Raw genomic sequence first — 12,263 nt, 5'->3', positions numbered from 1 at the left:
CCGGGTGGCCTACTCGATGAAGGTCACGACGCCGCCGGCCAGCGACTTGACCCGGGCCAGGGACTCGACCCGGTAGCCCTGGGCGTCCAGTTCGGCACGGCCGCCCTGGAAGGATTTCTCGATGACGATACCCAGGCCCGCCACGGTGGCGCCGGCCTGCTTGATGATCGAGATCAGTGCCTGGGACGCCTTGCCGTTGGCCAGGAAGTCGTCGATGACCAGAACCCGGTCGCTGCTGGTCAGGTGACGCGGCGAGATCGCCACGGTGTTCTCCACCTGCTTGGTGAAGGAGTACACGGTGGCCGACAGCAGGTTTTCGGTCAGGGTCAGGGACTGGTGCTTGCGCGCGAAGATCACCGGTACGCCCAGGTTCAGGCCGGTCATCACCGCCGGGGCGATGCCCGAGGCCTCGATGGTGACGATCTTGGTGATGCCCGAGTCGGCGAACCGCCGGGCAAATTCGTCGCCGATCTGCTTCATCAGTTGCGGATCGATCTGGTGGTTGAGGAAGGCGTCGACCTTCAGGACCTGATCGGAAAGCACGATGCCTTCTTCACGAATTTTCTTATGCAGTGCTTCCACGTAACGTCCTCGAATAGCGCGTTCTGGCGCTGGAAAATAATAGGGGTTGTCCCATCACCCGATCCACCTGTAGGAGCGTGGCTTGCCCGCGAAAGGGCCCTTGAGGAGAAAAGCTTCGCGGGCAAGCCCTGCTCCTACAGGAAGGGTGGGGCGGGGGTAAAAGGGTCAATTCTAGCGCTTTAGCATCGCCCGTATATCCGCCAGCGCCGAGTTGCCGCGCACGGCCTTCACTTCGGTCGGCGTGTCGTCGTTGCCTTCCCAGGCCAGGTCGTCCGGCGGCAGCTCGTCGAGGAAACGACTCGGCGCACACTCGACCACCTCGCCGTATTGCTTGCGCTTGGCGGCGAAGGTGAAGGCCAGGGTCTGGCGCGCGCGGGTGATCCCGACGTAGGCCAGACGCCGCTCTTCCTCGATGGTGTCGGCCTCGATGCTGGAGCGGTGGGGGAGAATCTCTTCCTCCATGCCCATGATGAACACGTAGGGGAATTCCAGCCCCTTGGACGCGTGCAGGGTCATCATCTGCACGCCCTCGGCACCTTCTTCCTCTTCCTGCTGGCGTTCGAGCATGTCGCGCAGCACCAGCTTGCCGATGGCGTCCTCGACGGTCATCTCGCCGTCTTCGTCCTTCTCCAGGGTGTTTTTCAACGCCTCGATCAGGAACCAGACGTTGCTCATCCGGTAGTCGGCGGCCTTGTCGCTGGAGCTGTTGGTGCGCAGCCAGTTCTCGTAGTCGATGTCCATGACCATGCTGCGCAGCGCGGAGATCGGGTCTTCGCCGGCGCACTGCTCGCGCACCCGGTCCATGAAGCGCTTGAAGCGCGACAGGCGCTCGGTGAAGCGGCTGTCCAGGTGCTCGCCCAGACCGATCTCGTCGGTGGCGGCGTACATCGAGATCTTGCGCTCGGTGGCGTAGTTGCCGAGTTTTTCCAGGGTGGTCGAGCCGATTTCCCGGCGCGGCACGTTGATCACCCGCAGGAAGGCGTTGTCGTCGTCGGGGTTCACGATCAGGCGGAAGTAGGCCATCAGGTCCTTCACTTCCTGGCGACCGAAGAAGCTGTTGCCGCCCGACAGCCGATAGGGAACCTGGTGGTGCTGCAGCTTCAGCTCGATCAGCTTGGCCTGGTAGTTGCCCCGGTAGAGGATGGCGAAGTCGCTGTAGGGGCGGTTGGTGCGCAGGTGCAGGGTGAGGATTTCCATGGCCACCCGCTCGGCCTCGGCGTCCTCGTTGCGGCAGCGGATCACACGGATCTCGTCGCCGTGGCCCATCTCACTCCACAGCTGTTTCTCGAACTCGTGGGGGTTGTTCGAGATCAGTACGTTGGCGCAGCGCAGGATGCGGCTGGTGGAGCGGTAGTTCTGCTCAAGCATGACCACCTTCAGGGACGGGTAGTCTTCCTTGAGCAGCATCAGGTTTTCCGGGCGCGCGCCGCGCCAGGCGTAGATCGACTGGTCGTCGTCGCCGACCACGGTGAACTGGTTGCGCTTGCCGATCAGCATCTTCACCAGCAGGTACTGGCTGGCGTTGGTGTCCTGGTATTCGTCCACCAGCAGGTAGCGCACGCGGTTCTGCCACTTCTCCAGGATGTCGGCGTTGTCCTCGAACAGCTTCACCGGCAGCAGGATCAGGTCGTCGAAGTCCACCGCGTTGAACGCCTTGAGCGTGCGCTGGTAGTGGGTGTAGACGATGGCGGCGGTCTGTTCCTTGGGGTTGCGTGCGTTTTCCAGGGCCTGGGCCGGCAGGATCAGGTCGTTTTTCCAGCCGCCGATCATGTTCTTGATCTCGTCGACGCCGTCGTCGCCCGAGTATTCCTTCTGCATGATGTCGGTCATCAGGGCCTTGACGTCGGTCTCGTCGAAAATCGAGAAGCCCGGCTTGTAGCCCAGCCGCACATGCTCCTTGCGGATGATGTTCAGGCCCAGGTTGTGGAACGTCGAAACCGTCAGGCCACGGCCCTCGCCCGGACGCAACAGGGTGCCGACCCGCTCCTTCATCTCGCGCGCGGCCTTGTTGGTGAAGGTCATGGCGACGATGTACTGGGCCCGGATGCCGCAATTCTGGATCAGGTGCGCGATCTTGCGGGTGATCACGCTGGTCTTGCCGGAGCCGGCACCGGCGAGCACCAAAAGCGGGCCGCCGACGTAGTTCACGGCTTCTTGCTGCCGGGGATTGAGTCGGGACATGAGGGAGTAAGAAGTCTGTTACGAAAAAAGGGCGGGCATTTTAACAGGCTGGACGGATTCTGCCGCGACTCTCCGACATTGTGACGCAATAGGCGATCTAAATTTGCCGGTTTTGTTACTTTCCCGCAGGATGCGCAAAGAATTTAAGGCTATTGTTCAACCTTACCCGGTATAAGGTAGCGGTTGAGAAGTATTCGCATTGTAATCGCTCGATGGCGAGTCATAATGCTTTTCGCCAATGTTTTTTGCAGAGTCTAGGGAGCTAGCTTGTCTACGCCTGTCGAACCCTTGCGTTTGCTGCTGCTGGCCGATGATCCGGCCTGGGCGGCGTTGTTGCGCGAGTGTCTCGCTCCGTTGGGGGCACGGCCATGCTGGTCAGTGCCACTTCGTGGGAGTTGGTCCGCGGCCTCTTCGATAACGAGCGCGCGGCGGTCCTGCTGAGCGTGCCGCAATTGCAGCCGGCGCCCGGGCGCTGCAGCCTGCCGACCGTGCTGCTGCTCGACGAGGAGCCCGAGGTCGCGCCGCTGGGCGTCAGCGACTGGCTGGTGCGCGATACCCTGGATACCGCGACCCTGCGCCGTTGCCTGCGCCATGTGCATGAGCGCGGGGTGCTGGAAAACACCCTGCAACGCCTGGCCGAGCAGGACCCGCTGACCGGCATCGCCAACCGCCAGGGCTTCCAGACCCTGCTGACCGCGCGCCTGGCCGAGAACGAGGGGCGCGGCCTGGCCCTCGGGCATCTCGACCTGGACAACTTCCGCCATGCCAACGACGCATTGGGCCACCAGGCCGGCGACCGGCTGATCCTGCAGGTGGTCGCTCGGCTCAAGAGCCAGCTGGAAGCCGGCGACCAGCTGGCGCGCCTGGGCAGCGACGAATTCGCCCTGCTGATCGACACCCGCCGTGCGCCGCAACGCGCCGAGTGGATGGCCGAGCGGATCGTCGAGGTCATGGCCGAACCCTACTGGGTCGACGGTGAAAGCCTGCTGATCGGCTGCAGCCTGGGCATCGCCCATGCCCGTGCCAAGGCCGGTGCCGACCCGCTGATGTGGCATGCGCACATCGCCATGCAGCAGGCCAAGAGCACCCAGGGCTGCACCTTCAACATCTTCAACGAACGCATCAACCGCAATGCCCGCAGCCTCGCCGACCTGGAAAGCGAACTGCGTCGGGCGTTGCGCCGCGACGAGCTGGAACTGCACTACCAGCCGCGCCTGGACCTGGGCAGCGGGCAGATCGTCGGCCTCGAAGCACTGGTGCGCTGGCGCCATGGCGAGCGCGGCCTGCTGCCACCGAGCGAATTCGTGCCGCTGGCCGAGCAGAGCGGGCTGATCGTGCCGCTGGGCTACTGGGTGATTTCCCGAGCCCTGCGCGATATGCAGGACCTGCTTGGGCGCGGGCTGGGGCCGCTGCACATGGCGGTCAACCTGTCGTTCCGGCAGTTCCAGGACAGCCAGTTGCTGTCGACCCTGAGCCGGCTGATTGTCGAGCGTGGAGTCGAGGCGCAATGGCTGGAGTTCGAACTGACCGAAACGGCGGTGATGCGTCGCAGCGACCTGGTCAAGCAGACCATGGACGCCCTCGGGCGTCTGGGCGTGCGTTTTTCCCTGGACGACTTCGGTACCGGCTTCTCCTCGTTCGTGCACCTCAACAGCCTGCCGATCGCCCTGCTCAAGGTGGACAAGAGCTTCGTCGGCGGCATGGAGCTGCGCGAAGAGAACCGCAAGCTGGTTCACGCCATGATCAACCTGGCCCACAACCTCAACCTGGAAGTGGTGGCCGAGGGCGTCGAGACGCCGGAGCAACTGGCCCTGCTGCACGGTTTCGGCTGCGATCAGGTGCAGGGCTACCTGATCAGCAAGCCGTTGCCGCTGGAGGAACTGGCGCAGTACCTGACGTCCTGTGCCAATCGGCCGGCGATCGAGGCTGTCTGCTGATCCGGCGTTCACCACGATCGCTGTAGGCGTCGGATTGATCCGCGAAGCGTTTGACGGTCTCGAGGGCCTGTTCGCGGATCGATCCGGCGCCCACAGGCGGTTAAAGTCTTCCCCTTACGGGGCGCAGTTCATGGCCGCTTGAGCCGATGCCTTCTGTTCGCTTTTGCCCAGCATCCGCTTCATCCGCCATTCGAACGCCAGGGTCAGCCCGGTCGCCGCGCACGCCAGCCCCAGCGCCAGCCCCCACCAGACCCCGGTCGGTCCCCAGCCGAGGTTGAACGCCAGCAGCCAGGCCGACGGCGCGCCAATCAGCCAGTAGCAACCAAGCCCGACCAGGAAGGTGGTCTTGGCGTCCTTGAGCCCGCGGATCGCGCCCATGGCGATGGTCTGGGTGCCATCGAACAGCTCGAACCACGCGGCCACCGCCAGCAGGCTGACCGCCAGTTCGATCACCGGGCGGAACGCCGGGTCATTGTGGTCCAGGAACAGCCCGATCAACTGATTCGGTGCCAGCCAGAACAGCATGGCGAAGGCCAGCATGGCCGCCGCGCCAAAGGCGATCCCGACCCGCCCCGCCCGCCGTGCGTCCAGCAGTTGCCCGGCCCCGTAGTGCTGGCCGATACGCAGGGTGATGGCGTAGGAAATCCCCGCGGGAATCATGAACGCCACCGAGACGATCTGCAGGGCGATCTGGTGCGCCGCCAACTGCGTGCTGCCCATGGTGCCCATGCACAGGGCGGCGAAGGCGAACAGCCCGACTTCCACCGCATAGGTGCCACCGATGGGCAGGCCCAGCCGCCACAGCTCGCGCAGGTACTGACCGTTCGGCCGCGACAGGCCCCGCCGCAGCGGGTAGTCGCGATACGCCGCATGCCGGCGGATATGCCAGGCCAGGGCCAGCGCCATACAGTTGGCGACGATGGCCGTGACCAGGCCGATCCCGGTCAGGCCCAGGTGCGGCAGGCCGAACATGCCGGTGATCAGCGCGTAGTTGAGCAAAAAGTTGGCCACGGTCCCGCCCAGGCTGATCACCATCACCGGCGTGGCCCGCCCCAGCGCACTGGTGAAGCCGCGCAGGGCCATGAAACTCAGGTAGCCGGGCAGGGCGAACGGCAGTACCAGCAGGAACTGGCCGGCGGCCTGCACGTTGCTCGGCGTCTGGCCGAACAGCAGCAGAAGCGGCTTGAGGTTCCACAGCAGCAGGCCGGCGACCAGCGCCATGGCCCAGGCCAGCCAGAGCCCGGCCTGGGCCAGGCGGGTGACGCCCTGCGTGTCGCCGGCGCCGTGCCGGATGGCCACCAGGGTACCGACCGCGGCAATCACCCCGAGGCAGAAGATCGACACGAACGAATAGCTCGCCGCGCCCAGGCCGCCACCGGCCAGGGCCTCGGGACTGAGCCGGGCCATCATCAGGGTGTCGGTCAGCACCATCAGCATGTGCGCCAGCTGCGAGGCGATCAACGGCCCGGACAGCCGCAGGATGGCCAGGAGCTCGGTACGTGCTGGATGCTGCATGATCATCAGACTCGAAGGGGGACAGGAGGGTTAAAGGACTGATTCTCGGCGCTTGCACGGCTTTGCACAAAGGGATAAAAACGATTGCTCGCATGATAAAAACTCATGTATGAGTACCTGCCTGGTGCTGTTCCATCCCGTTCCCGGAAGGTCACGAATGTCTCGTCGTCTGCCCCCTCTCTATGCCTTGCGCGCCTTTGAAGCGGCGGCGCGCTACAGCTCGTTCACCCGGGCGGCCGAAGAACTGTCGATCACCCAGAGCGCGGTCAGCCGGCATATCCGCACCCTGGAGGAGCACTTCGCCTGCCGGCTGTTCCAGCGCAACGGCCGCAACCTGCAACTGACGGAGGCCGCGCGGTTGCTGCTGCCGGGCATTCGCGAGGGTTTCGGTGCGCTGGAGCGGGCCTGCGACACCCTGCGCGCCGAAGATGACATCCTGCGCATGAAGGCGCCGTCGACCCTGACCATGCGCTGGCTGCTGGCCCGCATCAGCCGCTTCCGGCACCTGCAGAAAGGCAACGAGGTGCAATTGACCAGCGCCTGGATGGACGTCGACAACGTCGATTTCAACCAGGAACCGTTCGATTGCGCGGTATTGCTCGGCGCCGGGCATTTCCCGCCGGACTGGGAGTCCAGCTACCTGTTCTCCGAATGGCTGATCCCGGTGGGCGCACCGACCCTGCTCAACGACCAGCCCTGGGACGTCGAGCGCCTGGCCGCCACCGAGCTGCTGCACCCGACGCCGGACCGTCGTGACTGGCGCAACTGGCTGGAGCGCATGGGGCTGTCCGAGCGTATTTCCCTCAAGGGCGGCCAGGTGTTCGACACCCTGGAACTGGGGATGATTGCAGCGGCCCGTGGTTACGGCGTGTCCATGGGCGACCTGCTGATGGTGGCCGAGGACGTGGCCCAGGGACGCCTGAGCCTGCCCTGGCCGACGGCAGTGGCCAGTGGCGAAGACTATTACCTGGTATGGCCCAAGACCCGCCCCGGCGGCGAGCGTCTGCGCCGCCTGAGCGACTTCCTGCAAGGCGAGGTCGCCGCCATGGAACTGCCCCAGGTCGAGCGCCTGGGCTGAGCACACGGCCCATCAATCAGATTTCTGGCAGATACCCCTGCAAATTGCTCAAGTATCTCCTTGAGCAGCCGACTGTAGCGACATGGAACCTTCGTTCAGAAAGGCCCCTCACGACTCAACATACAGAAAAGCCGGGTAGCGCCAGGGACAGGGATGACCCGGCCACTCGGTCAGGAGCTGTTCATGCCTCAACCCCGTGCCCGAATCGCCACGCAACTCGGCCTTGCGCTCTCCGTCATCCTGGCAGTGGTGATCAGCGGCAGCACCGTATTCGCCCTGCGTTCGCTGGATTCGGCCAACCTCGACACCCGCGAAGAGCACCTGGCCAGCGAAGCACGTCTGCTCGCCGACCAGTTGAACACCTTCCACGGGACCCTGCGCGAAAACACCCAGCGCCTCAGCGGGCTGTTCGAGAAGCGCTTCAGCAACGGCCTGAGCGCGCGCACCGATGAGCCGGTCAGCGTGGCCGGCACCCAGGCTCCGGGCCTGTACCTGCGCGACAAGCTGCTCAACAACGATTTCACCGAAGTCGACGATTTCAAGCAGATGACCGCCGGGGTTGCGACCCTGTTCGTGCGCAGCGGCGACGACTTCATCCGCGTCAGCACCTCCCTGACCAAGCAGGATGGCAGCCGTGCCATCGGCACCCTGCTCGACCACCAGCACCCGGCCTACGCCAAGCTGATGGCGGGGCAGGGCTATGTCGGCCGGGCCCTGCTGTTCGACCGCTACTACATGACCCAGTACACCCCGGTGCGCGACAGCAGCGGCAAGGTGTTCGCGGTGCTGTTCGTCGGCTTCGACTACACCGATGCGCAGAAGGCGCAGTTCGATAACCTCAAGCGGTTCCGCATCGGCACCACCGGTTCCCTGGCGTTGCTCGACGAACAGAAACGCTGGCTGGTACCGCCAGCCGAGGTGAACGACCCCGAGCAGGCGGCCAAGGTGATCGCCGACCTGGCGAAACAGCCCGGCCAGGGGCGCTTCTGGAGCGACAGGAGCGACGACATCTACAGCGTCGCGGTGCCTTTCGCGGATGGCCCGTGGTCAGTGGTGGCGAGCATGCCCAAGGCCGAAATCAGCGCAGTGACCTGGAGTGTCGGTATTCGCCTGGTGCTCGGCAGCCTGCTGGCGATGCTGCTGGCGGTGGGGGCGGCGGTCTGGCTGCTGCGCAGCAAGTTGCGTCCGTTGGGTGACCTGGTGCGCCAGGCCCAGGCCCTGGGCGCTGGCGACCTGAGCGTACGGCTCAATGTGTCGAGCCAGGACGAGATTGGCCAGCTGGCCGGCAGTTTCAACCAGATGGGCCAGGCGCTGTCGACCATGGTCGAGCACATCCGCAAGGCGGCCCAGGAGGTCAACGGCCGTGCCCAGGCCCTGTCCGGCCTGTCGAGCGGCGCCTACGAAGGCATGGAACAGCAGTCCGGCGAAATCACCAGCATGGCCGGCGCGGTCGAAGAGTTCAGCGCCACCTCGCTGAACATCGCCGACAACATGAGCAATACCGAGCGCCTGGCCCAGGAAAATGCCCAGCAGACCCGTATCGGCCGCAGTTCCATGGAAGAGGCTTCGTCGTCCCTGGAACAGATCGCCGCGGCGCTGAACAGCACGGCGACGGTGATCAACACCCTGGGCCAGCGTTCCCAGGAAATCGGCGGCATCGTCGGCGTGATCACCTCGATCGCCGAGCAGACCAACCTGCTGGCGCTCAACGCCGCCATCGAAGCCGCCCGGGCCGGCGAACAGGGCCGCGGTTTTGCCGTGGTCGCCGATGAGGTACGCAGCCTGGCGGGGCGTACCCGCGAGGCGACGGACGAGATCTCCAGCATGATCCACAGCATCCAGCAGGAAACCGGTCATGCCATCCAGACCATGGAGCAGGGCAACTCGCTGATGCAGGAAGGCCTGTCGCGCAACGCCAACGTCGCCTCGGCGCTGGCGCGTATCGACGAACAGAGCCGCTCGGCCGGCCAGCAATTCGCTGCCATCACCACCGCCACCCAGGAGCAGAGCAGCACCGCGACCCTGCTCAGCAGCAACCTGCAGAGCATCGCCCTGGCCAACAGCGAACAGCGCGAAGTGGTCTCCAACCTGGCGCAGACCGCGCGCGAGCTGGAGATGCTGGCGGCGGAACTGCGGCAGGAGGTTGATCGGTTCCGGTGAGGCGGCGCCGGTCTTTAGATCCATTCGCGGGCAAGCCACGCTCCTACAGTGCCGAGTCGTACATGGACCCTGTATACGACTCGGCACTGTAGGAGCGAGGCTTGCCCGCGAATAGGCCCTCAACCTCACCGCAGTACCAGCCACTATCCCGGCCATATCAGGCACTACTGGGCCGGTACTGCAACGCCTCGGCCAGATGCTCACGGCTGATTCCCTCTACCTGCTCCAGATCCGCCAACGTCCTTGCCACCTTCAGCAACCGATGCGCGGCCCGCAGCGACAGGGTCAGGCGTTCGCAGGCTGTCTCCAGCCACGTTTCATCGGCTGTGGATAACTTGCAGTGCTGGCGCAATCCCTGCAGATCGAGAAAGGCGTTGGCGCACCCTTGGCGTTGCTGCTGGCGCCGGCGAGCTTGCGCCACCCGCTCGGCCGCCTTGGCCGTGGTGTTTCCCGGCTCCTTGACCGGGCTCAGTGCCGTGGCCTCACGGGCCACGGTCAAGTGCAGGTCGATACGGTCCAGCAACGGGCCGGACAGCTTGTTGCGATAACGCTGGATCTGCTCCGGGGTACAGCGGCAGCGGTTGGTCGGGTCGCCAAGGTATCCACAGGGGCACGGATTCATTGCCGCCACCAACTGGAATCGAGCGGGGAAACGTACCCGGTCGCGGGCGCGGGAGATCACGATATGGCCCGACTCCAGCGGTTCGCGCAGCACTTCCAGTACCTTGCGGTCGAACTCCGGCAGTTCATCGAGAAACAGCACGCCATGATGGGCGAGGGTGATCTCGCCAGGACGCGGTCTCGATCCACCACCGACCAGCGCCGGCCCGGACGCCGAGTGGTGGGGCTGGCGAAACGGCCGCTGCGGCCAACTGCTCAAGGGCACATGACTGGCGACCGACTGGATCGCTGCCACCTCCAGCGCCTCATGCTCGTCCAGCGGCGGCAACAGCCCGGGCAGCCGGCTGGCCAACAGCGTCTTGCCAGTACCTGGTGGGCCGCTGAACAGCAGGTTGTGCGCCCCGGCGGCGGCGATCAGCAAGGCGCGCTTGGCGGCCAGTTGGCCCTGGACTTCGCTCAGGTCCGGGTAGGGCTTGGCCTGGTGCAACAGGCCGTTGGATTCGAACGGCTTGATTGGCGCGTGGCCGTTGAGGTGGGCGACCAGTTGCAGCAGATGATCGACGGCAATCACGGTCAGCCCACTGGCCAGCGAGGCCTCCTCGGCATTGGCCAGCGGCACCACCAGCGTACGCCCGGCCGCACGGGCCGCCAGCGCTGCCGGCAACACCCCTTGCACCGGGCGAATGGCACCGGAGAGCGCCAGTTCGCCCAGGCACTCCATGTTGTCCAGTGTCAGCGCCGGAACCTGGATGCTGGCCGCGAGAATGCCCAGGGCAATGGCGAGATCGAAGCGCCCGCCGTCCTTGGGCAGGTCCGCCGGAGCCAGGTTCAGGGTGATGCGCCGGGCGGGAAAGTCGAGGGCCGAATTGAGAATCGCACTGCGCACCCGGTCCTTGCTTTCCTTCACGGCGGTTTCCGGCAGGCCGACCAGGGTCAGGCTCGGCAGGCCATTGGCGAGATGGGTTTCGACGGTGACGGCAGGGGCTTCCACACCGACCTGGGCGCGGCTGTGGACGATGGCTAGGGACATGTTTCTTCCTTGAACGTGGCGCGGGTTTGCTGCGGTTCTGGAAGGCTAGACGAGTGAGGGGCGGAGCTGGGTGGCTTTGTGTGTCGAGACGATTCGTCTTTACACGATAAGCGTATGCGGGTAGGCATGCATCGCACTGTCATGCGTCACCAGGCTCATCCCTTCGGCAATTGCCTGAGCCACCATGATCCGATCAAACGGATCGCGATGGTGGTTCGCCAGCGTGCCGACGATAAGCCCGTGCTCTGCGGTAATGGGAAGTTCAAGGTAACCGGCATCCAGCAGGGCTCTGCGCAGCACGGCTGGATTGATGCTCACCTCTTGCTCAGAGCGTAAACCGCCCTATCGTGACATTGAGTTCGCCGGCCAGTTGCGCCAGCGTCTGGCTGGCCCCGGTGGTCTGGCTGGCGCGCACGGCGGACTGGGCGGAAAGGTCGCGAATGCGCACCAGGTTCTGGTCGACTTCCCGGGCCACCTGGGCCTGTTCCTCCGAGGCGCTGGCAATCACCAGGTTGCGTTCGTCGATCTCCGCCACCGATTTGACGATGCTCGACAGGGCCTGGTTGGCGGAGGTCGCCTGGCTATGAGTGTGCTCGGCTTGCGAGGTGCTCAGTTCGAGCGCCTTGACCGTGTTGTGCGTGCCGACATGCACCTGCTCGATCATGCTTTCGATCTCTCGCGTGGACTCACCCGTGCGGTGCGCCAGGCCGCGAACCTCGTCGGCGACCACGGCGAAGCCTCTGCCGGCTTCGCCTGCCCGTGCCGCTTCGATCGCTGCGTTCAATGCCAGCAGGTTGGTCTGTTCGGACACGGCGCGAATGACTTCCAGGACCTTGCTGATCGCCTGCGTATGAGCCGAAAGCAACTGGGCTTGCGCGGAGGCGTCACCTACATTGCCCACGAGATGGGTGATCGAGGCCAGCGTCACGTTGAGTTCCTCCTGGCCTGAGCGGGCGGCGCTGTTGGAGGAGCGGGAGGCTTCGGAGGTCGAGGCGGCGTTTCGAGCGACCTCTTCCACGGCCTGGGTCATTTCCGTGACGGCGGTGACCGCCATTTCGATCTCAATATTCTGTGAGTTCAGGTCTGCATGGCTGTCGCGCATCAGCGCATTCAGCTCCTCGGCGGCGGAGCCCAGTTGATTGGCGGCGGCGCCAATCTG

General features: G+C 64.9%; 8 protein-coding genes and 1 pseudogene. 3 read left to right on the top strand and 6 right to left on the bottom strand.

Translation table 11 applies throughout. The features are described 5' to 3' along the window. Positions 1–9 precede the first annotated feature (9 nt). Entirely contained in the window at positions 10–582 is a 573-nt protein-coding gene (locus tag ACZ5KU_RS30555) for a xanthine phosphoribosyltransferase (RefSeq protein ID WP_054056652.1), read from the bottom strand. A 171-nt stretch (positions 583–753) separates the two neighbouring features. Further along, on the bottom strand, positions 754–2,763 hold the full coding sequence (gene rep, locus ACZ5KU_RS30550) for a DNA helicase Rep (RefSeq protein WP_026144807.1): 2,010 nt from the start codon (positions 2,761–2,763) through the stop codon (positions 754–756). A gap of 267 nt (positions 2,764–3,030) precedes the next feature. Here rep and ACZ5KU_RS30545 point away from each other — a divergent pair. Beyond that, positions 3,031–4,700, top strand: a pseudogene (locus tag ACZ5KU_RS30545) (putative bifunctional diguanylate cyclase/phosphodiesterase). A 114-nt stretch (positions 4,701–4,814) separates the two neighbouring features. Here ACZ5KU_RS30545 and ACZ5KU_RS30540 read toward each other — a convergent pair. Continuing rightward, complete coding sequence (locus ACZ5KU_RS30540; protein ID WP_054060455.1) at positions 4,815–6,221, bottom strand: NorM family multidrug efflux MATE transporter; 1,407 nt, start codon at positions 6,219–6,221, stop codon at positions 4,815–4,817. Positions 6,222–6,372: 151 nt separating this feature from the next. Between ACZ5KU_RS30540 and ACZ5KU_RS30535 the strand changes: the two genes are divergently transcribed. Then, positions 6,373–7,293 carry a LysR substrate-binding domain-containing protein gene (locus tag ACZ5KU_RS30535; protein WP_054060454.1) on the top strand — a complete coding sequence of 307 codons (921 nt, stop codon included), beginning with the start codon at positions 6,373–6,375 and terminating at the stop codon, positions 7,291–7,293. Between the two features lie 183 nt (positions 7,294–7,476). Next, entirely contained in the window at positions 7,477–9,453 is a 1,977-nt protein-coding gene (locus tag ACZ5KU_RS30530; RefSeq protein ID WP_054060453.1) for a methyl-accepting chemotaxis protein, read from the top strand. 157 nt (positions 9,454–9,610) lie between these two features. On the opposite strand, the gene ACZ5KU_RS30525 is transcribed toward ACZ5KU_RS30530, so the two are convergent. The 3 genes from ACZ5KU_RS30525 to ACZ5KU_RS30515 all read right to left on the bottom strand — a co-directional run bounded on the left by ACZ5KU_RS30525 (position 9,611) and on the right by ACZ5KU_RS30515 (position 12,134). After that, on the bottom strand, positions 9,611–11,104 hold the full coding sequence (locus ACZ5KU_RS30525) for a YifB family Mg chelatase-like AAA ATPase (RefSeq protein ID WP_054063625.1): 1,494 nt from the start codon (positions 11,102–11,104) through the stop codon (positions 9,611–9,613). Between the two features lie 99 nt (positions 11,105–11,203). Beyond that, positions 11,204–11,422: a type II toxin-antitoxin system VapC family toxin gene (locus tag ACZ5KU_RS30520; protein ID WP_081009889.1), complete on the bottom strand. Its 219-nt coding sequence runs from the start codon at positions 11,420–11,422 to the stop codon at positions 11,204–11,206. A 7-nt stretch (positions 11,423–11,429) separates the two neighbouring features. Beyond that, entirely contained in the window at positions 11,430–12,134 is a 705-nt protein-coding gene (locus ACZ5KU_RS30515) for a methyl-accepting chemotaxis protein (RefSeq protein WP_416773586.1), read from the bottom strand. Between the last annotated feature and the right edge of the window lie 129 nt (positions 12,135–12,263).

It is taken from the genome of Pseudomonas sp. Tof1, assembly GCF_055390395.1.
Note: the sequence above shows the minus strand (reverse complement) of the source record. Positions and strands in the feature narration are given on the sequence as shown.

Bases quoted from the DNA above. Each gene is read 5' to 3' on its own strand.
- ACZ5KU_RS30540 (WP_054060455.1), bottom strand. From the start codon at position 6,221: ATGATCATGCAGCATCCAGCACGTACCGAGCTCCTGGCCATCCTGCGG.
- ACZ5KU_RS30530 (WP_054060453.1), top strand. From the start codon at position 7,477: ATGCCTCAACCCCGTGCCCGAATCGCCACGCAACTCGGCCTTGCGCTC.
- rep (WP_026144807.1), bottom strand. From the start codon at position 2,763: ATGTCCCGACTCAATCCCCGGCAGCAAGAAGCCGTGAACTACGTCGGC.
- ACZ5KU_RS30525 (WP_054063625.1), bottom strand. From the start codon at position 11,104: ATGTCCCTAGCCATCGTCCACAGCCGCGCCCAGGTCGGTGTGGAAGCC.
- ACZ5KU_RS30535 (WP_054060454.1), top strand. From the start codon at position 6,373: ATGTCTCGTCGTCTGCCCCCTCTCTATGCCTTGCGCGCCTTTGAAGCG.
- ACZ5KU_RS30515 (WP_416773586.1), bottom strand. From the start codon at position 12,134: ATGACCCAGGCCGTGGAAGAGGTCGCTCGAAACGCCGCCTCGACCTCC.